This window comes from Blastococcus sp. MG754426, from assembly GCF_021699055.1.
GTDB lineage: Bacteria > Actinomycetota > Actinomycetes > Mycobacteriales > Geodermatophilaceae > Blastococcus.
Genome location: NZ_SSXC01000003.1, coordinates 18706 through 40673 on the forward strand (window position 1 = coordinate 18706; position 21968 = coordinate 40673).

The 21968-nt window shown below is 76.5% G+C and carries 23 protein-coding genes; 7 read left to right on the forward strand and 16 right to left on the reverse strand.

The window, feature by feature from the left end; translation table 11 throughout:
- Nucleotides 1-72: 72 nt before the first annotated feature.
- Nucleotides 73-306 (reverse strand): hypothetical protein, encoded by a 234-nt coding sequence (locus E9549_RS02470; RefSeq protein WP_236824992.1) that lies wholly within the window; start codon nucleotides 304-306, stop codon nucleotides 73-75.
- Between the two features lie 19 nt (nucleotides 307-325).
- Between E9549_RS02470 and E9549_RS02475 the strand changes: the two genes are divergently transcribed.
- A complete protein-coding gene (locus E9549_RS02475) occupies nucleotides 326-955 on the forward strand; it encodes a hypothetical protein (RefSeq protein ID WP_236824993.1) in 630 nt (209 codons plus the stop codon).
- Nucleotides 956-1150: 195 nt separating this feature from the next.
- Here E9549_RS02475 and cydC read toward each other — a convergent pair whose 3' ends face one another.
- The 3 genes from cydC to E9549_RS02490 are packed head-to-tail and all read right to left on the reverse strand — an operon-like array spanning nucleotide 1151 to nucleotide 7142.
- Nucleotides 1151-4489, reverse strand: coding sequence for a thiol reductant ABC exporter subunit CydC (gene cydC, locus E9549_RS02480; RefSeq protein WP_236824994.1), 3339 nt, complete (start codon nucleotides 4487-4489; stop codon nucleotides 1151-1153).
- A complete protein-coding gene (gene cydB / locus E9549_RS02485; protein ID WP_236824995.1) occupies nucleotides 4486-5529 on the reverse strand; it encodes a cytochrome d ubiquinol oxidase subunit II in 1044 nt (347 codons plus the stop codon). The genes cydC and cydB overlap by 4 nt, the downstream gene beginning before the upstream one ends.
- Before the next feature lie 32 nt (nucleotides 5530-5561).
- Nucleotides 5562-7142, reverse strand: coding sequence for a cytochrome ubiquinol oxidase subunit I (locus E9549_RS02490; protein WP_236824996.1), 1581 nt, complete (start codon nucleotides 7140-7142; stop codon nucleotides 5562-5564).
- Nucleotides 7143-7255: 113 nt separating this feature from the next.
- Here E9549_RS02490 and E9549_RS02495 point away from each other — a divergent pair, with 113 nt between their 5' ends.
- Entirely contained in the window at nucleotides 7256-7624 is a 369-nt protein-coding gene (locus tag E9549_RS02495) for a BlaI/MecI/CopY family transcriptional regulator (RefSeq protein WP_236824997.1), read from the forward strand.
- 15 nt (nucleotides 7625-7639) lie between these two features.
- Complete coding sequence (locus tag E9549_RS02500) at nucleotides 7640-8563, forward strand: M56 family metallopeptidase (RefSeq protein ID WP_236824998.1); 924 nt, start codon at nucleotides 7640-7642, stop codon at nucleotides 8561-8563.
- Here the strand turns inward: E9549_RS02500 and E9549_RS02505 are convergent.
- The 7 genes from E9549_RS02505 to E9549_RS02535 all read right to left on the reverse strand — a co-directional run bounded on the left by E9549_RS02505 (nucleotide 8549) and on the right by E9549_RS02535 (nucleotide 13911).
- Nucleotides 8549-8908 (reverse strand): hypothetical protein, encoded by a 360-nt coding sequence (locus tag E9549_RS02505; RefSeq protein WP_236824999.1) that lies wholly within the window; start codon nucleotides 8906-8908, stop codon nucleotides 8549-8551. The genes E9549_RS02500 and E9549_RS02505 overlap by 15 nt on opposite strands.
- 196 nt (nucleotides 8909-9104) lie before the next feature.
- The gene (locus tag E9549_RS02510; RefSeq protein ID WP_236825118.1) at nucleotides 9105-11387 is read right to left on the reverse strand and encodes a cation-translocating P-type ATPase; all 2283 of its coding nucleotides are present in this window, start codon (nucleotides 11385-11387) and stop codon (nucleotides 9105-9107) included.
- A 50-nt stretch (nucleotides 11388-11437) separates the two neighbouring features.
- Nucleotides 11438-12331, reverse strand: a complete 894-nt coding sequence (locus E9549_RS02515; protein WP_236825000.1) for a DUF748 domain-containing protein — start codon at nucleotides 12329-12331, stop codon at nucleotides 11438-11440.
- A gap of 13 nt (nucleotides 12332-12344) precedes the next feature.
- A complete protein-coding gene (locus E9549_RS02520) occupies nucleotides 12345-12557 on the reverse strand; it encodes a heavy-metal-associated domain-containing protein (protein ID WP_236825001.1) in 213 nt (70 codons plus the stop codon).
- Nucleotides 12558-12583: 26 nt separating this feature from the next.
- Entirely contained in the window at nucleotides 12584-12853 is a 270-nt protein-coding gene (locus tag E9549_RS02525; protein ID WP_211435140.1) for a metal-sensitive transcriptional regulator, read from the reverse strand.
- Nucleotides 12854-12971: 118 nt separating this feature from the next.
- On the reverse strand, nucleotides 12972-13298 hold the full coding sequence (locus E9549_RS02530) for a MerR family transcriptional regulator (protein WP_236825002.1): 327 nt from the start codon (nucleotides 13296-13298) through the stop codon (nucleotides 12972-12974).
- A gap of 112 nt (nucleotides 13299-13410) precedes the next feature.
- Complete coding sequence (locus tag E9549_RS02535) at nucleotides 13411-13911, reverse strand: Hsp20/alpha crystallin family protein (protein ID WP_236825003.1); 501 nt, start codon at nucleotides 13909-13911, stop codon at nucleotides 13411-13413.
- 144 nt (nucleotides 13912-14055) lie between these two features.
- On the opposite strand from E9549_RS02535, the gene E9549_RS02540 reads away from it, so the two are divergent.
- From E9549_RS02540 to E9549_RS02555, 4 genes are read left to right on the forward strand one after another with little or no spacing between them, the layout of a single operon-like run.
- Nucleotides 14056-14532 carry an STAS domain-containing protein gene (locus E9549_RS02540; RefSeq protein ID WP_236825004.1) on the forward strand — a complete coding sequence of 159 codons (477 nt, stop codon included), beginning with the start codon at nucleotides 14056-14058 and terminating at the stop codon, nucleotides 14530-14532.
- Nucleotides 14533-14580: 48 nt separating this feature from the next.
- Nucleotides 14581-15858, forward strand: a complete 1278-nt coding sequence (locus E9549_RS02545) for a YibE/F family protein (protein WP_236825005.1) — start codon at nucleotides 14581-14583, stop codon at nucleotides 15856-15858.
- Between the two features lie 14 nt (nucleotides 15859-15872).
- The gene (locus tag E9549_RS02550; protein WP_236825006.1) at nucleotides 15873-16490 is read left to right on the forward strand and encodes a class I SAM-dependent methyltransferase; all 618 of its coding nucleotides are present in this window, start codon (nucleotides 15873-15875) and stop codon (nucleotides 16488-16490) included.
- 48 nt (nucleotides 16491-16538) lie between these two features.
- Nucleotides 16539-16871: a TraR/DksA C4-type zinc finger protein gene (locus E9549_RS02555; protein ID WP_236825007.1), complete on the forward strand. Its 333-nt coding sequence runs from the start codon at nucleotides 16539-16541 to the stop codon at nucleotides 16869-16871.
- Nucleotides 16872-16947: 76 nt separating this feature from the next.
- Here the strand turns inward: E9549_RS02555 and E9549_RS02560 are convergent, their stop codons facing one another.
- Genes E9549_RS02560 through E9549_RS02580 form a run of 5 tightly spaced genes read right to left on the reverse strand, consistent with a single transcriptional unit; the run spans nucleotide 16948 to nucleotide 21880 of the window.
- Nucleotides 16948-17895 (reverse strand): glycosyltransferase family 2 protein, encoded by a 948-nt coding sequence (locus tag E9549_RS02560; RefSeq protein WP_236825008.1) that lies wholly within the window; start codon nucleotides 17893-17895, stop codon nucleotides 16948-16950.
- Nucleotides 17892-18773, reverse strand: coding sequence for a glycosyltransferase family 2 protein (locus E9549_RS02565; RefSeq protein WP_236825009.1), 882 nt, complete (start codon nucleotides 18771-18773; stop codon nucleotides 17892-17894). Before E9549_RS02565 ends, E9549_RS02560 begins: the two co-directional genes overlap by 4 nt.
- Nucleotides 18770-19858 (reverse strand): prenyltransferase, encoded by a 1089-nt coding sequence (locus E9549_RS02570; protein WP_236825010.1) that lies wholly within the window; start codon nucleotides 19856-19858, stop codon nucleotides 18770-18772. Before E9549_RS02570 ends, E9549_RS02565 begins: the two co-directional genes overlap by 4 nt.
- Before the next feature lie 10 nt (nucleotides 19859-19868).
- On the reverse strand, nucleotides 19869-20633 hold the full coding sequence (locus E9549_RS02575; RefSeq protein WP_236825011.1) for a class I SAM-dependent methyltransferase: 765 nt from the start codon (nucleotides 20631-20633) through the stop codon (nucleotides 19869-19871).
- The gene (locus E9549_RS02580; RefSeq protein ID WP_236825012.1) at nucleotides 20627-21880 is read right to left on the reverse strand and encodes a glycosyltransferase family 4 protein; all 1254 of its coding nucleotides are present in this window, start codon (nucleotides 21878-21880) and stop codon (nucleotides 20627-20629) included. Before E9549_RS02580 ends, E9549_RS02575 begins: the two co-directional genes overlap by 7 nt.
- Nucleotides 21881-21968 lie beyond the last annotated feature (88 nt).

The following is a 21968-nucleotide window of genomic DNA, read 5'->3' on the forward strand; positions in this document are numbered from 1 at the left end:
GCGAAACGTGGCCCCGGCCGCTGCCCGTCCGTCCATGCGGAGCCGACCGGGTGGGGTCGCCGGTGGCCGTCGTCAGGGGCGGCGGAGGAGGCGGGCCAGCCGGTGCTTCCGGCCCCCGGTGAGCTCGGCGGCGGTCGCCGGGGCGGGTGCCTCCGGCTCCGGGACCGCCGCGGCCCGCTCGTGCAGCCGGGCCCGCACGTCGTCGGCGGTGTAGGCACGGCGCTGCCGCTCGTCGCGGGCGAGCACGACACCCCCGGCGGTCACTCCCGCGAGGCCGGCCAGTCCGAGCAGCTTCCAGAGGCGCACGTCCGTAACGTAGCGGCCCGTGCCCGACCTCTCCCTGGATGCCGCCGTCGACCTCACGCGCACCGGCGACGTCTGGGTCTTCCGCGGCCCCTCGCTCGCCGACCGCGCCATCCGGGCGCTGACCAACGCGCCGGTCAACCACGTCGGCATGGCGGTCGTGCTGGAGGACCTGCCCCCGCTGCTCTGGCACGCCGAGCTCGGGAAGTCGCTGCCGGACGCGTGGAGCGGCACCCACCAGCGCGGGGTCCAGCTGCACGACCTGCGCGACGCCGTCCTCACCTGGCGCGGGCGGTACGGCCAGCGCGCCTGGCTGCGGCAGCTCGTCGGCCCCGCCGAGGACGGCGGGGTGACCCCCGCGATGGAGGACGCCGTGCTGCGGACGATCGCCCGCCTCGACGGGCGGCCGTTCCCGACCACCCGCGGCCTCGTGCGCGGCTGGGTGAACGGCCGGCTGCGGCGGCACACGTCCGCGGAGACCGTCTTCTGCGCCGAGCTGGTCGCGGCCACGTACACGGCCATGGGCCTGCTGCCCGGCCACCGCCCGCTGAACGCCTACGACCCGGGGAGCTTCTGGTCCGGCGACGACCTGCCGCTGCTGCAGGGCGCCCGCCTCGGCCCGGAGATCCCGGTCGACGTCCCGGCCGGCTGACCCACGGCGCCGGCGGAGCGCCGCAGGGCCCTCCCGGCGCCTCCCGGTCCCACGCCGCCGGTGCAGCGGGAGGGGCGACGAGCAGAGGGTGCCGGGGCAGTAGCGCTCTGCCCCGTGGGGGTGGGCAGAGCGCTACTGCTGGGGGACGACTCGGCAGGACGCCGGCTGGACCCCGCGGACGGCGGCCCGGACCTCTCAGGCGGCCGCCCGGGCCGCCGGCTCACCGAGGTCCAGCACGGTGTCGCCGGGGCGCTCGACGTCGCCGTCGTGCGTCACGCACACCACGACCCGCCCCGCGAAGGCCGCCCGCAGGTCGCGGACCAGCGCCGCGGCGGTCGGGGGGTCGAGGTGGGCGGTCGGCTCGTCGAGCAGCACGAGGTCCCGGTCGGCCAGCAGGGCGCGCGCCGCGGCCAGGCGACGGCGCTCGCCACCGGAGAGCGCCGTGCCGCCGGCGCCGACCGGCGTGTCCAGCCCGTCGGGCAGGGTCGCGACCAGCCCGGACAGCCCGGTCGCGGCCAGGGCCGCGCGCATGCGGGCCTCCCCGGCGGGGCCGGCCAGCTCCCCGCGGGGGGCGGCCATCGCCAGGTTGGCCCGGATGGACGAGGCGAACACGTGCGCCTCCTGCGGCAGCCACGCCATGCGGGCGCGCAGGTCGTCGCCACGGACCCGGTCGGCCGGCACCCCGTCGACGGCGTAGCTGCCGGCGCGGGGCCGCAGCGAGGCCATGAGCACCGCCAGGAGAGTGGACTTGCCCGAGCCCGACGGCCCCCGGAGCACCAGCCAGCCGTCCCCGGCCCGGGCGGTGGCGTCGAGCCCGCGCAGCACGTCCGGCCCGCCCGGCCAGCCGGCGGCCAGCGCCTCGGTGCGCAGCGAGCGGACGCCGTCGGGGGCGGGCAGCGGGTCGGCGGGCTCGGCGGCGACCGGGGCGGTGAGGACGGCGTCGATGCGGGCCTGCGCGTCGGCGAGCGCGCCGCGGCGCTGCAGCGCGGCGACCAGCCCGGTCAGGGGCTCCACCAGCGCCAGCGGGGCCAGCGCGACCACGGCGAGCACCGGGCCGGTGAGCCCGCCGGCCCACGCCGCGACCGTGCCGAGCACCGCGGCCGACCCGGTGCCCAGCACCACCAGGCCGTTTCCCACGGCGGCGGCGCGGTCACGGGTGCGGGCGCTGCCGGCCTGCCGGGCGGCGGTGTCCAGGTCGGCGGCGGCCCGGCCGGCCAGCCCGTGGGCCCGCAGGTCGGCCAGCCCCTCGAGCAGCGTGGTGGTCTCCCGCAGCGCCGCGACCCGCGCGGTGCTCTCGGCGCGGGCGGCGCCGGCGTCCAGGCCGCGGTGCGCGAGCACGACGGCGGCCACCGTGGCCGCCAGCACCGCCGCGACCACGCCCGCGGCGGCGAGGTCCACCAGCGCGAGCACCGCGACGGTGGCGGTGGGCACCGTGGCGGCCACCAGCACCGGGGGGCGGACCCGCACGGTGAGGTCTTGCACCACGCCGACGTCGCCGACCACGCGGGCAAGCGCCGAGCCGGGGGTGCGGTCGGCGGCGAGCCCCTGGGCGGCCAGCGCCCGCCAGACCCGCACCCGCAGGTCGGCTGCCTGGCGCAGCGCGACGTCGTGGGCGGAGAGGCGCTCCAGCCAGCGCAGCACGGCGCGGGCCAGGCCGAAGAACCGGACGCCGGCGGTCGCGACGAGCAGCGTGAGCACCGGTGGCATCTCCGCCGCCCGCACGATCAGCCAGCCCGAGGCCGCGGTCAGCGCGACCCCCGCCGCGGAGGAGAGCGCGCCGGCCAGCACCGCGCGGCGGAGCGCACGGCTGGTGTGGACCGGGGCCGCCGGCGTCGGGTCCTGGGCGCTTTGTGCACATTCCGCCGGAGGGGAGGTGATCGCGGACGAGGCCGGGGCGGCGGGCTCCGCGGGCGCGACCGGGGCGGGGAGGTCGACGGTGCGGTCGGCCAGACCCGCGAGCACCGGGTCGTGGGTGACCAGGACGACGGTCACGGTGCCACGGAGGGCGGTGAGGACGGCGGCCACCAGCCCGCGGGCGTCGTCGTCGAGGTGCGCGGTCGGCTCGTCGAGCAGCAGCAGCCGGGCGCCGCGGCGCACCCGCACCAGCGCGCGGGCCAGCGCCACCCGCTGCAGCTCGCCGGGGGAGAGCGACTCCGGCGCCCGGCCGGCGAGGTCGTGCGCCTCCACCCGGCCCAGCGCCTCGACGACGTAGGCCTCGGCGACGATCTCGTCGGCACCCGGGGCCGCGGCGGCGTGCCGGCGCAGCTCGTCGGCGACGGTCGCGCCGGTGGCGCGGGGGAACTGGGGGACCACCGCGGCGGGGCCGCCGGCGACCACGACGCCGCCGACGTCGGCGCCCGGGTCGGTCAGGCCGGTCAGGGCGGCCAGCAGGGTGGACTTGCCCGACCCGCTGGGCCCGCGCAGCACCACCAGCTCCCCGGGGCGGACGACGAGGTCGGTGGGCGGGAGCGCGGGCACGGCGCGACCCGGGTAGGCGACCCGCAGCCCGGCGACGGCGACCTCCGCACCGCGCGGGTCGTCGTCCGCCGGCGCCGGGGCGGGCGAGATGCCGGTGGGGGCGGCCAGGGCGGCGCGCGCCTCGGCGGCGGCGAGCGAGGCGTCCTCAGCGGCGTGGTGGGCGGCGCCGAGCGCGCGCAGCGGGGCGAACGCCTCGGGGGCGAGCAGCAGCGCGGTGAGCCCGAGCGCCAGCACCAGGTGGCCCTCGACCAGCCGCACGCCCACGGTCACCGCCACGACCGCCACCGACAGCGTGGCGATGAGCTCCAGCACGAGGGCCGAGAGGAAGGCGATGCGCAGCGTGGCCAGGGTGCGGGTGCGGTGGGCCTCGCCGAGCGCGGCCAGCGCCGCCGTCTGCTCGGCCGCCCGGCCCAGCCCCACCAGGACGGGCAGCCCGCGGACCAGCTCGGCCACGTGCGCGGCGATCCGGTCCAGCGCCCGGGCGGAGCCGGCCGTCGCGTCCTGGGTGTGCTTGCCCACCAGCACCATGAACAGCGGCACCAGCGGCAGGGTGACCGCGACGACGACCGCCGACAGCAGGTCGGTCCAGGCCAGCGCCAGCAGCAGCGCCGGGGGGACGACGACCGTCTGCGCGACCGCCGGCAGGTAGGTGGCCAGCGCCGGGCCGAGGTCGTGCAGCCGGGTGGTGGCCAGCACGGCGGCCGGGGCCGGGCCGCCGGCCGCGGCCACCGCGGCGGGGGAGGTGGCGAGCCGCTGGAGGAGCCGGCGCCGGAGCAGCTCCTCCGCGCGGCGGGCGTCCCGCGCGGCCACCGCCTCGCCGACGCTGCCGGCGACGGCGCGCACCGCGACACCGGCGGCAGCGAGCAGCAGCGGCACCGCGGGGGAGCCCTCGTCCAGCCCGCTCGCGCGGGCGACGGCGTGGGCCAGGCCGGCGGCGAGCAGGACCAGGCCCGCGGTCTGCGCGAGCGCGGCGAGACCGGCCCGCACCAGCGCGCCGCGCAGGCCCGGGACGCCGGTCAGCGCGGCGAGCGGGCCACGCGGCGCGCCGGTGGTCATGCCGGCAGCTCGCTGGGCGCGGGGGCCTCGCCGCTGCGGGGCGCGTCCTCGTGCTGGGGCTCCGCGGTCAGCCGCTTGCGGAACACCCAGTAGGTCCAGGCCTGGTAGGCCAGCACGACCGGCAGCCCGACGGCGGCCGCCCACGTCATGACGGTGAGGGTGTAGTCGCTGACCGCGGCGTCCGCGATCGTCACGTCGAACGCGGGGTCGATGGTCGAGGGGACGACGACGGGGTAGGCCGCGCCGAAGACGGTGGCGGCGGAGCTGACCAGCAGCACCGCCCAGCCGGCGAAGGCCTGCCCCTCGCGGTCGACCCGGATCCGGGCCCAGGTGACCAGGACGGCCAGCGCGCCGACGACCCACAGCACGCCGGTGACCGGCGTCCCGGAGCGCAGGTGCACCCAGCCGGCCCAGGCCAGCAGCGGCAGCGCGGCCACCGGCGACCAGCGCAGGGCGAAAGCCCGTGCCCGCAGCCGGACGTCGCCGTCGGTCTTCAGCGCCAGGAACAGCGCGCCGTGCACCACCGAGAAGGCCAGCACCGCGACCGCGCCGAGCAGCGCCGCCCAGCCCACGCCGGCGAAGCTGCCGCCGACCCGGATGCCGTCACCGTCGATCGGCAGGCCCAGCGTGGTGGTGCCCAGCGCCGCGCCCACACCGAGGGCGGCGATCAGCGAGCCCACCGTGATGACGTGCGTCCAGGTGCCGTCCCAGCGCGGGTCGTGCGACTGGTGGCGCCACTCGAAGGCCACCGCGCGGATGATCAACCCGAACAGCACGAAGACGAAGGGCAGGTACAGGGCCGGCAGCCAGGTGGCGTACCAGCCGGGGAAGGCGGCGAACACCGCACCGGCGGCGGTGATCAGCCACACCTCGTTGCCGTCCCACAGCGGGCCGATGCTGCGCAGCATCAGGTGCCGGTCGGCGGTACGGCGGCCCAGCACCGGCAGCAGGGCGGCCACGCCGAAGTCGAAGCCCTCCAGCAGCAGGAAGCCGATCCAGAGCACGGCGACGGCGGCGAACCACAGGGTCTGCAGGTCCATGACGGGGTTCCTCGGGTCTGCGGGGTGGGCGGTCAGTAGGCGAACTGGAGGACGTCGTCGTCGGCGCGGCGGCCACTGCCGGCACCACCGGCGTCGCCGTCCGGGCCCTCGCGGCGGTCGTCGTCCTTGCCGGGGCCGATCGGCGGCGTGGCGCTGGTGTCGCCGGCGGTGATGCCCGACCGGACGAATGTGGTGATCAGCCAGAGCTCGATCACCGCCAGCACCCCGTAGACCAGGGTCAGCGCGCCCAGCGACGTCCAGACCTCCGCGGGGGTGACGCCGGGGGAGACCGCCTGCGCGGTGAAGAACCAGATCTGGTCCTCGACCGGCACGTCCGGGTTGGGGACGACGACGAAGGGCTGGCGGCCCATCTCGGTGAAGATCCAGCCGGCGGCGTTGGCGACGAACGGCGCGCCCACGGCGGCCAGCGACCCGTAGACGCCGATCCGGGAGGTCGGCACCCTCCCGCGCCGGGTCGACCACAGCGCGTACGCCGCCACACCGGCGGAGACCGCGCCCATGCCGATCATGAGCCGGAAGCTCCAGTAGGTGACCGCGAGCACCGGCTGGTAGTCGACCGGCTCCCCGGCCAGGTTGCCGAAGCGCGCCGGGTCGTCGGGGTAGGTCGCGCCGTAGACCTCGGAGTACCGCTCCTGGAGCTCGTTGACGCCGGGGACCTCGCTGGTGAAGTCGCCGTGGGCGAGGAAGGAGAGCAGCCCCGGCACGGTGATCGAGTGGACGTCGTCGCACTCGTTGGAGCCGAGCTTGTTCCAGGCGAAGATCGAGAACGACGCCGGCGCCTCGGTCTCGCAGAGCGCCTCGGCCGAGCTCATCTTGAGCGGCTGCTGGTGGTACATCAGCTTGGCCTGCCAGTCGCCGGTGGCGGCGACCAGGACGAAGGCGGCGAGGGAGACCCAGCCGCCGATCCGCACCGACCGGCGCCACACCCCGTGGTCGATCTCCCCGGCCGGCTTCCCGGCGAGCTTCCGCTTGCGCAGGTGGTAGAGCCCGACGCCGACGAGCAGGGCGCCGGCGACCATGAGCGCGGCGACGATGGTGTGGGTGAAGGCGGCCAGCGCGGTGTTGTTGGTGAGCACCGCGAGGAAGTCGACCTGCACCGGGCGGCCGGTCGCGTCGTCGGCGACGACCCCGACCGGGTGCTGCATCCAGGAGTTGGCCGCGATGATGAAGTAGGCGCTCACGATCGAGCCGAGCACCGCGGCCCAGAGCGTCGCCAGGTGCAGCTTCTTCGGGATCCGGCCCCAGCCGAAGATCCACAGACCGAGGAAGGTGGACTCGAGGAAGAAGGCCAGCAGCGCCTCGAGGGCCAGCAGCGAGCCGAAGACGTCGCCGACGAAGCGGGAGTACTCGCTCCAGGCCAGACCGAACTGGAACTCCTGCACCAGGCCGGTGGCCACGCCGAGCACGAAGTTGATCAAGAAGATCTTGCCCCAGAACCGGGTCATCCGGAGCCACTCGGGGTCGTCGGTGCGCACCCACATGGTGTGCATGACCACCAGCAGGATCCCCAGGCCGATGGTCAGCGGGACCATCATGAAGTGGTAGACGGTGGTGATCCCGAACTGCCAGCGTGCGATGTCCAGGACGTCCACGGCCCGGATCCTCTCTGCGGTCTACTATCGACACGTTCTTTCTACGCCTCGTAGAAGACGTTTTTCTACGACACGTAGAAGAGTCGCGTGTGATCTGCCGGACAGGAGGACCGATGGCATCGCTGGGAGACCTGGAGCGAGCCGTCATGGAGCGGCTGTGGGCCGCGGACGTCCCGGTGGCCGCCACCTGGCTGCGCGACGAGCTGACCGACCGGGGCCTCGCGCTGACCACCGTGCACACGGTGCTGAGCCGGCTGGAGCACAAGGGGTTCGTCGTCCACGACGACGCCCGCCCGCGCCGGTTCTCCGCGCGGGCCAGCCGCGAGGACCACGCCGCCCAGGTGATGCGTGAGGTGCTGGGGCAGGCGGCCGACCGGCAGGCCGTGCTGGCGCGCTTCGTCGGCGCCGTCGACGCCGACGAGGCCCGCATGCTCCGCGACCTGCTGGCCGCCGCCGGCGCCGACGACTCCGCCCAGGGCTGACCCGGGCCGCTCCCCGTGCTGCCCGTCACCGCCGCGCTGCTCGCCGTCCTCGCCGCCCTGCTTGCCTGGCCGGTGCCGGCGCTGCTGGCCCGTGCCCGCTGGCCGCGGCGGGACCCGTTGGTGGCGCTGCTCTGCTGGCAGGCGGTCGGGCTGGCCGGCGGGCTGTCGATCATCGGGGCGCTGCTGGTGCACGGGCTGGCGCCGTGGGGGCACTCGCTGCCCGAGGCGGTCTGGGCGGTGGTGCACGGCCGCGCGGCGGCCGAGGCCGCGCGCGGGGACCACTGGGTCGCGCTGACCCTCGCCGGCGTGCTGGCCTTCGAGCTGGTCGGCGTGCTGCTGCTCTCCTGGGCGCGCATCGCCCGCACCCGCCGCCGGCACCGCGAGCTGCTGGAGCTGGTGGTGCAGCCGGCTCCGGAGCCCGACGCCCGGCTGCTCGAGCACCCCGCCCCCGTGGCCTTCTGCATCCCCGGCGCCCGGCCGCTGCTGGTGCTCTCCTCCGGCATGGTCGCCGAGCTCGACGGCGAGCAGCTGGCCGCCGTCGTCGCGCACGAGCGGGCGCACCTGGGCGAGCACCACCACCTGCTGCTGCTGCCGTTCGTGGCGTGGAAGGCGGCACTCCCGGTGCTCCCGGCGGCCGAGCGCGCCCACGGCGCGGTGCGCGAGCTGGTCGAGATGCGGGCCGACGACGTCGCCCTCGGGTCGCTGCGCGGCGCCGCGCCGCGGCGCACCCTCGCGGCGGCGATCGTGGCGGCCGCGGGCGGCGCGGGCGGGGTGCCGGCCGGCGCCCTGTCGGTGGCGGGGGCCGCGGTGCGGGCCAGGGTCGTCCGGCTGCTGGAGCCCGCCGACCCGCTCCCCCCCGGGGCCCGCGCGGCCGCGCTCGCCGCCGCCGTCCTCCTCCTGCTGGTGCCGACCGTCCTCCTGCTGCTACCGGCCCTCTGAGCGCGCCGCGGCGGCGAGCAGCCCCGCGGTCGCGGCCGCGAACCCGCCGCTGACCAGGGCGGTCCGGCGGTAGGCCGGGGAGGCGAGCAGCGGCAGCATGCTGGCCGCGTGGAGGGCGTCCACGGCCGCCGCCGCGCGCGCCGCCGACGGCCGCGGCCGGACCAGGAGCGCGGCGTGCTGGGCGACCAGCCGGGCGCCGAGCACCCGGGTCGCCCAGAGCCGCTCGCGGGGGAACCGCGGGTCGACCGCGCCGACGGTCCTGGCCGGCCGCAGGGCCAGGGCGAGGCCCGCGGCCAGCCCCGCCGTCGCGACGGCGCGGATCGCCGCTCGCTGCACGTTCCTCATCGGTCGGCCTCCGGGGTTGGTGGGTGGGTGGTCGGCACGTAGCGCTCTGCCCCGCTGGTGTGGGCAGAGGGCGACTGTGCCCGAGGGGTGCTGGGTCCTCGGCAGGTAGCGCTGTGCCCCGCTCGTGTGGGCAGAGCGCGACTGTGCCTGACGGGGTGGTCGGTGGCAGGGGCGGTGCTGTGGTCAGGCCGGTCGGTCAGGCGGGGGTGCGGGTGTCGGCGCGGCGGCCGCCGGCCACGGCCCGCGCCGCGTCCCGGTTCTCCGGCAGCGGCGCGAACCCGCGCAGCCGCAGGCTGTTGGAGACGACGAACACCGAGCTGAACGCCATGGCGGCCCCGGCGATCATCGGGTTGAGCAGCCCCGCGGCGGCCAGCGGCAGGGCGGCGACGTTGTAGGCGAACGCCCAGAACAGGTTGCCCTTGATGGTGGCCAGCGTGCGGCGGGAGAGCCGGATGGCGTCCGCGGCCGCCCGCAGGTCACCGCGGACCAGGGTCAGGTCGCTGGCCTGGATGGCCACGTCGGTGCCGGTGCCCACGGCCAGGCCCAGGTCGGCCTGCGCCAGCGCGGGGGCGTCGTTCACGCCGTCGCCGACCATCGCCACCGTCCGTCCCTCGTCCTGCAGCCGGCGGACGACGTCGACCTTCTCCTGGGGCAGCACCTCCGCGACGACCTCGTCGATCCCGACCTGCGCGGCGACCGAGCGGGCGGCCCGCTCGTTGTCGCCGGTGAGCAGGATCGGGGTCAGCCCGAGCGCCCGGAGCTGGGCGATGGCGCGGGCGGAGGTGTCCTTGACCGCGTCGGCGACCACGAGCACGCCCCGGGCGGCGCCGTCCCAGCCGACGGCGACGGCCGTGCGGCCCGCGGCCTCGGCCTCGTCGGCGGCCCGTTCCAGCTCCGCGGGCAGCGGGAGCGACCAGTCGGCCAGCAGCCGGCGCCGGCCGACGACCACCGCGGCGCCCTCGACCACGCCCTGCACCCCGAGGCCCTCGACGTTGGTGAACCCCTCCACCGGGGGCAGCTCGCCGGTGCGCTCCACGGCGCCGGCGGCGACGGCCTGCGCGATCGGGTGCTCGGACGCGGCCTCCAGGGCACCGGCCAGCCGGAGCACCCGGTCGGCCTCCTCGCCCGCAGCGGGGACGACGTCGAGCAGCGACATGCGCCCGGTGGTGACCGTGCCGGTCTTGTCCAGGACGACGGTGTCCACCCGGCGGGTCGACTCCAGCACCTCGGGGCCCTTGATCAGGATGCCGAGCTGCGCGCCGCGGCCGGTGCCCACCATCAGCGCGGTCGGCGTGGCCAGGCCCAGCGCGCACGGGCAGGCGATGATCAGTACGGCGACCGCGGCGGTGAAGGCGGCCGGCAGCCCCGCGCCGGTGCCGATCCAGAACCCGAGGGTCGCCGCGGCGATCGCGAGCACGACCGGGACGAAGACGCCGGAGATGCGGTCGGCCAGGCGCTGCACCTCGGCCTTGCCGTTCTGCGCCTCCTCGACGAGCCGGGCCATCTGGGCCAGCTGGGTGTCGCTGCCCACCCGGGTGGCCCGCACGACCAGCCGCCCGCCGGCGTTGACCGTGCCCCCGGTGACGGTGTCGCCGGGCCGCACCTCGACCGGCACCGACTCGCCGGTCAGCATCGAGGCGTCGACGGCGGAGCTGCCCTCGGTCACCTCGCCGTCGGCGGCGATCTTCTCGCCGGGGCGGACGACGAACAGGTCGCCGGCGCCCAGTTCGGCGATCGGCACCCGCCGCTCGGTGCCGTCGCGCAGCACCGCGACGTCCTTGGCGCCGAGCTCGAGCAGCGCGCGCAGCGCCGCCCCGGCCCGCCGCTTGGACCGCGCCTCGAACCAGCGCCCGGCGAGGATGAACGTCGTCACGCCGGCCGCGGCCTCGAGGTAGATGTTCGCGCCGCCGTCGGTGCGGGCGATGCTGAGCTCGAACGGGTGGGTCATGCCCGGTACGCCGGCGGTGCCCCAGAACAGCGCGTACAGCGACCAGCCGAAGGCCGCGAGCGTGCCCAGGGAGACCAGGGTGTCCATGGTCGCCGCGCCGTGGCGCAGGTTGGTCCACGCGGCCCGGTGGAAGGGCAGCCCGCCCCACACCACCACCGGCGCGGCGAGCGTGAGCGAGAGCCACTGCCAGTACTCGAACTGCAGCGCCGGCACCATCGCCATGGCGACGACGGGGACGGTCAGGAGCGTCGAGACCACCAGCCGGGTCCGGAGTGCCCGCACCGGCTGGTCGGCCGGTGGCGGGACCCCGTCCTCCTCACCCCTCCCGGCCTCGGGGCGAGCCTCCGGGCGGGGCCGGGGGATTGTGGCCGTGTAGCCGGTCTGCTCCACGGTGGCGATGAGGTCGTCGGTGCTCACGCCGTCGGCGTAGCTGACCTTCGCCTTCTCGGTGGCGTAGTTGACCGTGGCGGTGACGCCCTCGAGCTTGTTGAGCTTCTTCTCCACGCGGGCGGCGCAGGAGGCGCAGGTCATCCCGCCGATGAGCAGCTCGACGTCGCTGGTGGCGGTGCCGGAGGCGGTGGTCACGATCCGTGCTCCTCGTGCGGTTCGGCGGTCACCGTGAAGGCGGCCGTGTGCACGGCGTCGCCGTGCCGGAAGTCCAGGAACAGCCGGTAGGCGCCCGCCGACGGGGCGGTGGTGGCGAAGGGGATGTGCGGCCCGGGCGCGAGCTGCGTGCCCCCGCGTCCGGCCGGGTGCACGTGCAGGTGGGCGAGGTCGCCGTCGCGCAGGGCGACGAGGTGGCCGTAGGCGCCGAGGTAGGGCTGCAGGTCGGTGACCGGGGCGCCGTCGCGGCTCACGCTCAGCGTCAGCTCCGACTCCTCGCCGGGGGTCAGCCCGCCGGTGAGGACGACGGTGTAGCCGTCGACCTGCGCGGTCTGCGACGGGGCCGGCAGGGGAGCGGGGTCGTAGGCGCCCGGGACGGCGAGGTCGGCGCCGAGGACGCGGTTCTCGCCGTCTGCCGCGGCGGTGAAGTCGGCGAACAGCCGCCAGCTGCCCGGCTCCAGCGCGAGAGGAGCGCGCCAGACGCCGTCGTCCCCGAGGTCGGGGTGCACGTGCTGGTAGCCGGTGAGGTCGCGGCGCACCGCGACCAGGTGCAGGTCGACGTCGTGGTCGGTCTCGTAGGCGGTGACCGGGGAGCCGTCGGGCCCCAGGACGCGGAAGGCGACCTCGGTCGAGGGCCCCGCCGCGGCCGTGCCGCTGGCCAGGGCGAGGGTGTAGCCGTCCTGGCTCACCTGCAGGCCGCCCGGCACGGTCGCGGGCGCCGGGGCGGCGGCGTGCCCGCCGTCCCCGTGCCCGCCGCCGGTGCTGCCCCCGACCGTGCCGACCGGGCCGACCGCGGAACCCACGCCGACCGCGGCGCCGAAGACGGCGACCAGGCCGACGGCGAACGCGGCGATCCTCGTGGGCGTGTTCATGGCGGCGGCCGCGTCAGCGGCCGCTCACCTCGTATCCGGCCTCCTCGACGGCGGCGCGGACGGCGCCGTCGTCCACCGGGCCCTCGCTGCTGACGGTGAGACCGCCCGTGGCGAGGTCGACCTCGACGTCGGTGACGCCGGGGACCTGCGAGACCTCCTCGGTCACGGCGTTCACGCAGTGGCCGCAGGTCATGCCGGTGACGGTCCAGGTGGCGGTGGTGCTCATGGGAGTTCCTCTCGGGGTCGGGGGGGTCAGGAGCGGACGAGCCGGGCGATCGCGTCGGTGGCCTCGCGGACCTTCTCCTCGGCCTCGCGGCCGCCGGCCCGCGCGGCGTCCACCACGCAGTGGCTCAGGTGCTCCTCGAGGAGGCCCAGCGACACCGCCTGGAGGGCCTTCGTCATGGCCGAGACCTGGGTGAGGATGTCGATGCAGTACTTCTCGTCCTCCACCATGCGCTGCAGGCCGCGGGCCTGCCCCTCGATGCGCCGCAGCCGCTTGAGGTAGTCCTCCTTGCGGTGGATGTACCCGTGCGCGTGGTCGTGGCCGGTGCAGGCACCGTCGGTCGTCTCCACGTCGTCCCTCCTGCCGGCGGCGCACCCTGCGCCGCCGGGAAGAACCATACCCCCCTAGGGTTCCCTGTCAACCGCCGCGGGGTCGGTCGCGCAGCCGGGCCAGATCGGCGCGGGCGGCCGCGAGCTCGTCCTGGAGGCCGACGATCACCTCGGCGGAGGCGACCGGGTGGCCGTCGTCGAGCAGTACCCGCATGCGGGCGGCCAGGGCCAGCTGCCGGCGGGAGTAGCGCCGGTGGCCGCCGGGGGAGCGGTGCGGGGAGAGGATGCCGGAGCTGTCCAGGCTACGGAGGAACGCGGCCTGGACGCCGAGCAGCTCGGCCGCCTGGCTCACCGTCAGCGCCGGGTACTCGGGATCGTCGAGCCGGCGCAGCGGGTCCTGCTCCTCGGGGGTCATCGCGGCGCGCTCCTGTCCTGGTGGGGCGCGGTCCGGCGGGCGGACCGCGAACGGCGCAGGGGCCAGGCCCTCGACGGGCCCGGCCCCTGCGGTGCTGCCGGTCAGGCCGCGGTCAGCTCTCGACCGCCTTGGCCTCCTCCTGCTGCGACTCGCCCTCGATCGTGCGGGCCTCCACCGCGGCGGGGGTGTCGGCGCGGGTCACGGTGATCCGGCGTGCCTTCGCCTTCTCCGCCACCGGGATGCTGATGGTCAGCACCCCGTCGTGGTAGCTGGCCTCGAGCCGGTCGGTGTCGAGGCTGCGCCCGAGCACGAGCTGGCGGGTGTAGCTGCCGAAGGGGCGCTCGGCGATGGTCCACTCCGCGTTCTCCAGCTGGGGGACCGAGCGCTCGGCGCTCACGGTGAGGGTGTTGCCCTCGACCGAGAGGTCGATCGAGCCGGGGTCCACCCCGGGCAGGTCGAAGTGCGCGACGAAGTTGTCGCCGACGCGGTAGGCGTCCATCGGCATGCCCGACAGCGGGCGGGCGGTGGCGGTGCCGCCGCGACCGGTCAGCTGGTCCAGCGCGCGGAAGGCGGCGGACGTGGCGGCGAACGGGTCGTAAGCGGTCAGCATCATGGCTGGAACCTCCTGTGACGGTCGTGCTGGTGTTCGCTGCCCGAGGTAAACCTCTAGTGGCGACTGGAGATTACCTCGGTCGTGCACCCGTGTAAACGTTCGTCGGCACGAAATGTTCCCGGCCGGCCCGCAGGAGCCGGGTGCGTGAACCGTCCGCCGACGGGGCAGGACGGCACCGTGGGAGAGACCAACGACGCGCCGCGCCACGCCGCCCCCGACCACGACGCACCGCCTGCCGAGCCCTCCGTCGCGCACACGGTCGAGGGGGACACCGTCCGCCTGGTCGTCGGCGGGGAGCTCACCGAGGCGGCCCGCCGCCCCCTGGTGCGCACCCTGACCGACCTGCTGCTCGCCGAGCACGCCCTGCAGCGGGTGGAGCTGGACCTGCGCGGCATCGGGTTCATGAACTCCGCCGGGCTGGCGGTGCTGGTGCAGGTGCAGAAGCTCGGCGTGCCCCGGGCCATCGAGACCGTGCTGGTCGACCCGCCGCCCGCGGTGTCCAGGCCGCTGCAGCTCTCGGGGCTGTGGCACCGCTTCACCGTGGTGGCCGACGACGGCCGGGTGGTCGCCGAACCCTCGGGTGGCGGTGGACCGGCACCGCGGGACCCCCGACACACCTGAACCGGCACCGGCGCGCCCGCGGAGCGGCGCGGCTCCTAGCCTGATCGGGTGTCGTCGCACGCCCACAGCCACGGTCCCGATCCGGACGCGCCCCCGCCCACGGAGGAGGCGCTCGGACGCCGGCGGCGCGCCGTCTGGCTGATGCTCCTGCTGCTGGTGCCCGTCGGCCTGGCCACGGTGATCGGCCTGGTCGCCCTCTGGCCGAGCGGGGAGCCGACGCGTGCGGAGCTGGCGGCGGAGCAGGCGCTGCCGCCGGGGACCACCTATCCCGACGGGCGGATCGTCTCGGTCGAGACGTTCGACTGCGGCGTCGACCCCGACCCCACGGCCCCGCCGCAGACCTGCGCCACCGCGGTGGTGGAGGTGCTCGGGGGCGAGGGGGCCGGTGACTTCGAGCAGATCGACATGCCGCCGGAGGTGGTCGCCGCCGGTGTCTCGGAGGGCGACACGCTGGTGCTGACCCGCGACGCGAGCGCCGAGGGCGGCCCGACGTACGCGTTCTACGACTACGCGCGGGACGCCCCGATCATCGTCCTGGCCGTCGCCTTCGCGGTGGTCGTCGGGGTGGTGGCGCGGCTCCGGGGGCTGGCGTCGCTGCTGGGCCTGGCGTTCGCGTTCTTCGTGCTGCTCCAGTTCATGCTGCCCGGGCTGCTGAGCGAGGACTCGCCGACCCTGGTCAGCCTGGTCGGCTCGGCGGCGATCATGTTCGTCGTCCTCTACCTCGCGCACGGCTTCACCGCCCGGACGACCACCGCGCTCGTGGGCACCCTGTTCGGGCTCACCATGGTCGCGGTCATGGGGTCGCTCGCGGTCTCGGCCGCCCGGCTCACCGGGCTCACCAGCGACGACGCGTTCACGCTGCAGCGCTTCGACCCGACGCTGGACTTCTCCGGGCTGGTGCTGGCCGGGGTCGTCGTGGCGGGGCTGGGCGTGCTCAACGACGTCACCATCACCCAGGCCTCGGCGATCTGGCAGCTGCACGAGGTCTCCCCGGAGATGACCTGGCGGGAGCTCTACACCCGCGGCATGGCGGTCGGCCGCGACCACATCGCCTCGACGGTCTACACCATCGTCTTCGCCTACGCCGGGGCGGCGCTGCCCCTCCTCCTGCTCCTCGAGATCTACGCCACCCCGGTCTGGACCCTGGTCACCAGCGCGGCGCTGGCCGAGGAGGTCATCCGGACGCTGGTCGGGGCGATCGCCCTGGTGCTCGCCGTCCCGGTGACGACGGCGGCCGGCGCGTTCTTCGCCAAGGCCGCGGACACCCAGGCCGGCGCGGCGACCGAGCGCAGCCTGACCGCGCTGCGGGCGCGGTTCGCCCGATGAGCGAGGCTGTGGCCGTGACCGATCTGCTGCTGGCCGCCCGGGCCGCCCCCGGCTTCATGCCCGACGACGAGGGCCGTGCCCTGTACGAGGCCGCCCGCGCCGTCCCCGTCCCGGGACCGCTGCTGGAGGTGGGCAGCTGGATGGGGAAGTCCGCGCTGTACCTCGCCGCCGCCGCGCGCGAGACCGGCCGCCAGGTGGTGACCGTGGACCACCACCGCGGCTCCGAGGAGCACCAGCCGGGTTGGGAGTACCACGACCCGTCGCTGGTCGACCCCGCCGTCGGGCGGATCGACACGCTGCCGCGCTTCCGCCGGACCGTCGCCGAGGCCGGCGCGGAGGACGTCGTCGTCGCCGTCGTCACCCGGTCGGAGGTGCTGGCCCCGCTGTGGGCCACGCCGCTGGCCCTGCTGTTCCTCGACGGCAGCCACACCGAGGAGTCCGCGCGCCGCGACCAGGACGCCTGGGTGGCCAAGCTCGCCGTGGGCGGGACGCTCGCGATCCACGACGTCTTCCCCGACCCGGCCGACGGCGGCCAGGCGCCCTACGGGGTGTACCGGCGGGTGCTGGCGAGCGGGGAGTTCGAGGAGCTGCCGGGCACCGGGTCGCTCCGGCTGCTGCGCCGCACCGCCTGAACCCGTGCGGGCTGCCGTCCTGCCGGCAGCGGGGTGGAGGATGGCGCGGTGCTCCCACCCGAGGACCTCTCCCGCGCCCGCACGGAGGCGCTGGCGCAGATCGAGGCGCTGACCCGTGAGTTCGACGCGATCGTCGCGGCGTCGCAGGCGTCCAACGCCGACGACGAGCACGACCCCGAGGGCGCCACGATCGCGTTCGAGCGCCAGCAGGTGGCCGCGCTGCTGGAGCAGGCGCGCCGCCGGCTGGCCGACGTCGACGGCGCGGTCGTGGCGGTGGAGAACGGCACCTACGGCCGCTGCGAGACCTGCGGTCGGCCGATCGCGCCGGAGCGGCTCGCCGCCCGCCCCACCGCCCGCACCTGCATCGACTGCGCCCGCTGAGGCGCCCCCGGCGCCGAGCGTGCCCCGAGGGGGTGGTCCGGCCGCGGAACCTCCGCGCCGGCGCACACGCTCGGTGTCAGCTCACGTAGCGGCGGGCGGTGGAGTTCCGCTGGGCCTCCTCCAGCGCGGCGAAGCGGGCCTCCGCGTGCGGGGGCAGCACCCGCCGCTCGCGCAGCACCCACGGCAGGCCCCGGACGGCGCGCGCGATCCCCAGCGCGGTGACCCGGTCGCGCGGCACGGTGCGCAGCAGGTGCAGCGTGCGCCGCAGCGCCGGCCGGAGCGGGCGGCGGAGCCAGGTGGTCCAGAGGGTGTTCCGGATGCCGTCGGCCCGCCGCTTGTGCGGGTCGCGCGCCGTGCTGGCCTGGTGGTGGAGGGTGAGCTGCTGCAGGTAGCACAGCTCCCAGCCGCGGGCGGCGAGGTCGCCGGCCATCAGCTCCTCCTCGCCGCCCAGCCACAGCCGCTCGGAGAATCCGCCCACCTCGTCGAAGGCGTCCCGGCGGAGCACGCTGGCGCCGGCGAGGAAGCTGCCCAGCGCCGGGCCGGGCAGCCAGTCGGCGCCGACCACGGGGGAGTCGCGGAGCTCGGCGACGATCGGGTCCTCGGTGCCCCCGGGCTCCACCAGGATCCGGGCCGTGACGACCGCCAGCCGCGGGTGCGCGTCGAGGACGTCGGCCGCGGCGCGCAGCGAGCCCGGCTCCCACCAGGTGTCGTCGTCGCAGAAGGCCACGTAGGGGGTGCCCAGCCGGGCCACGCCGAGGTTCCGCCCCACCGCGCCGAGGTTCTCGGGGCTGGCGACCAGCTCCACCTGGGGGAAGCGGGCGCGCACGGCCTCCGCGGTCCCGTCGGTCGAGCCGTTGTCGACGACGACGACGTGCGGCTGCTCGGGCAGCGCCACCAGGCGGTCGAGGGCGAGCAGCAGCTCGTCGCGCCGCTGGTGGGTGATCACGACGACGGCGACGCGGGGGTCGGGCCCGACCGCGCGGTTGCCGGTGGACGCCGCTGACGAGGTGCCGGTGGTGCTCACCGCGCCTCCCCGGCCAGCGTGCGCAGCCCGGCCCGCACCGACGCCGGCACCGGCTCCCGCCGGCGCAGCGCAGCCGGGGCGTCGGGCAGCGCCGCCAGCAGCCCCTCCACGCCCGGGCGCCCGGCCCGCACGGCCCGCCCCGCCGTCCGGGCGACGTCCCGCGCCGGGAGCCGCATCGCGGCGGTGAGCAGCCGGCTCCGCCAGATCCCGGCCTGCCGGCGCCCGGGTGCGTCGCGGCGGGGGGACGGGTGGTGGTGCACGGTCACGTCGTCGACGTAGGCCAGCCCCCAGCCGGCGGCGGCCAGGTCGAGGGCCAGCCGCTCCTCCTCGCCGGGGAACCGCACGACCTCGTCGAAGCCGCCGACGGCCTCGAACGCCTCGGTGCGCACCAGCGCGGCACAGGCCACGAAACCCAGCAGCGAGGGCCCGGGCAGGTCGACGGCGGTGCCCAGCGGACTCGCGGCCATCTCCTCGCACACCGGGTCCAGCCGCTCCTCCGGGCCGACCAGGATGCGGGCGTTGAGCAGGGCCAGCCGCGGGTGGGCCCGCAGGACCTCCACGGCGCGGGCCAGGTCGCCCGGTGCCCACCAGGAGTCGTCGTCGGCGAAGGCGACGAACGGGGTGCGCGCGTGCGCGGCGCCCAGCGTGCGGCCGTGCGCGCCCTCGTTGCGGTCCAGCGGCAGCAGGGTCACCTCGGGGTGGGCCTGCCGGACGGCGTCCACCGTGCCGTCCGTGGAGGCGTTGTCGACCAGCACCACCGGCGCCTCGTGGCGGGGCAGGGTGGCGAGCAGGTCGTCGCGCCGGTTGCGGCTGGCGACGACCACGGTCACGTCGGCGGACGGAGGCCGGGTCCGGTCGCTGCTGGGGGGAGGGGTCACGGGTGCACCGTGCCCGCACCCCCGGTCAGCCAATCAACGGGGGCCGTGGCATCGGCCATGCCCGCGGCCGGCAGGGCCCAGGGGTCGGCGAACAGCCCGCTGGCGGGGGAGGCGCCGCACAGCGCGTCGGCGGCCAGCAGCACGGCCGCCGCCGTCCAGGTGGTGCGCTCGACCGGCCACCGCGCGTCGTCGGGGTAGACGAACCCGGTCCAGTAGGACCCGTCCGCGTCCCGCAGGTGCTGCATGGCCGCCACCTGCTCCAGGGCGGCGTCCCGCTGCCCCGCGACCACGAGGGCGAGCGCGAGCTCGCAGGTCTCCGCCCCGGTGACCCACGGGCGGTCCGCGACGCAGCGGATGCCCAGCCCGGGCACGACGAACGTGTCCCAGCCGGCGGCGAGCCGGTCGCGGGCGGCCTCGCCGGTGACCGCGCCGCCGAGCACGGGGTAGTACCAGTCCATCGAGTAGCGGGACCGGTCGGCGAAGGCGCCGGGCCCCCCGCGCAGCGCCGTCCCGAGGTCGGCGACGGCGAGCTCCCAGTCCGGCTGGGCCTCTCCGGCCAGCTCGGCCAGCGCCAGGCCGCAGCGCAGCGCCTGGAACAGGCTGGCGTTGCCGGTCAGCAGCGCGAGGTCGTCGGGGGTGCCGTCGGGCCGCAGCGCCCAGGAGACAGCCCCGCCGGGCAGCTGCATGCGGGTCACCAGGTCCAGCCCGGCCCGGACCACGGGCCACAGGCCGGCGACCAGCTCCTCGTCGCCGGTGGTCAGCCAGGAGTGCCAGAGGCCGACGGCGAGGTAGCCGGCGTGGTTGCTCTCCGCGGCGGGCGCGGCCTCGGTGCCGTCGCGGTACTCGGCCGCCCAGCTGCCGTCGGCCCGCTGCCGGCCGGCGAGCCAGCGGTAGGCGGCGGCGGCGCGGGCGTGCTCGCCGCCGAGGTCCAGCGCCATCGCAGCCTCGACGGAGTCCCACGGGTCGAGCTGCCCCCCGGCGAACCACGGGAGCGAGCCGTCGCGGTGCTGCTCCCCGGCGATCCAGGCCACGGTCTGCCGCACCTGGTCGGCGTCGAGCACGCCGGGCAGCTCCGGCAGCGCCACCGCGCCCCGCTCAGCGCGCCGCAGCGGACCGCTCCCGCTCCAGCCCGGCCGCGGCGGCGACGACCTCGGCGGGCTTGTCGGCGTACACCACGAAGCTCTTGCCGATGAGCGGGTCGAGCACGCGCTCCACGGTCCGGGTCAGCCAGGGGCGCTTCGTCAGGTCCCAGACCAGCAGCCGGTGGTAGGCGCGCACCACGGCGGAGTCCTTCTCCACCCCGACGGCGCACTTGAGCCACCAGTACGGGGCGTGCAGCGCGTGCGCGTGGTGGCCGGCCCCGGGCACCAGGCCGGCGGTGGCCAGCCGGGCCCGCAGCACGTCCGCACGGTAGATGCGGATGTGCCCGCCCTCGTTGGCGTGGTAGGCGTCCGACAGCGCCCAGCAGACCCGCTCGGGGCCGTAGCGGGGGACGGTCACCGCCACCCGTCCGCCGGGCTTGAGCACGCGGGCGATCTCGGCCATCGCGGTCGCGTCGTCGGGGATGTGCTCGAGCACCTCGGAGGCCATCACCCGGTCGACGCTCGCGTCGGGGAAGGGCAGGTGCAGCAGGTCCCCGCGGACCACCTCGGAGCGCGCCCCCTCCGGGGCCTCGCCGGCCTCGGCGATCGCGCCCAGCCAGCGCTTCGTCGTCGTCACCTCGTGCCGGCCCCAGTCGACGGCGACGACGTGCGCGCCCCGCCGGTAGGCCTCGAACGCGTGCCGCCCCTCGCCGCAGCCCAGGTCGAGCACGGTCATCCCCGGCCGCAGGTCGAGCCGGTCGTAGTCGACGGTCAGCACGGGCGTCCCTTCCGGTCCAGCGTCTCGGCGTACCAGCCGGCGGTGCGCTCGGCCGTGGCCCGCCAGGTGTAGGTGTCCAGGACCCGGCGCCGGCCCGCGCGCCCCAGCTGCTCGGCCAGCGAGGGGGAGTCCAGGACCAGCTGCAGGGCCGCGGTCAGCTCCCCGACGTCGCCGGCCCGCACCCGGATCCCCGCCTTGCTGCCGACGACCTCGGGCAGCGCGCCGGCGTCGGTGGTGACCAGCGGGGTGGCGCACGCCATCGCCTCCACGGCGGGCAGCGAGAAGCCCTCGTAGAGGGAGGGGATCGCGACCAGCGACGCCGCCCGGAAGAGGCGGATCAGCTCCTCCTCGGGCACCGGGCCGGTGAACCGGACGGCGTCGCGCAGGCCGAGCCGGTCCAGCGCCGCCTCGGCGGGGCCGCCGGGCCGGGTGCTGCCGACGACGGTGAGCCGCACGGGCCGCTCGGTGCGCAGCTTGGCCAGCGCCTCCAGCAGGTGCACCAGCCCCTTGAGCGGGACGTCGGCGCTGGTGACCGCGAGGATCGAGTCTGCTTCGCGCGGCCGGTCGGCCGGTGGCGGGGAGAAGCGGTCGGGGTCGATGCCCACCGGGATGACGCTCATCCGGTCCGGCGCCAGCCCCATGTGCGCGGCGATGTCGCGCCGGGAGTTCTCCGACACGGTGGTGACGGCGTCCAGCTGCTGCACCACCCGCGCCTGCATCCGGGTGAAGGCGTACCACCGGCGCAGGGTCAGCTTCCGGCGCAGCGTGGGGGCTGCCGCCAGCTCCAGGTCGCGGTCGATGGCGATCGGGTGGTGCACGGTCGCGACGGTGGGCACGCCGGCCCGCACCAGCCGGAGCAGGCCGTAGCCCAGTGACTGGTTGTCGTGCACGACGTCGAACTCCCCCCTCCGGGGGAGCAGGTGGCGCGCGGCGCGCAGGGTGAAGGTGAGCGGTTCCGGGAAACCGGCGGTGCACATCGTGGCCCACTCGGCGACGTCGACCCAGTCGCGGATCTCCGAGGGGCGTGGGGTGCGGAAGGGATCGGGCTCGCGGTAGAGGTCCAGGCTCGGCACGCGGGTGAGCGGGACGCCCGCGTCCAGCTCGGGGTAGGGCTGGCCGCTGAGCACCTCGACGCGGTGCCCGAGCTCGCGCAGCTCCCGGGAGAGCGCCCGCACGTAGATGCCCTGGCCGCCGCTGTGCGGCTTGCTCCGGTAGGACAGCAGTGCAATCCGCAACGACCGTCCCATGGGTCGGACTCTAACGACCGCGCAGCGCCCTCCGGCTACCAGCCGGTAGGGGCACCACCCGGCCGGTCCACGGCACGGCTGGCAGAGT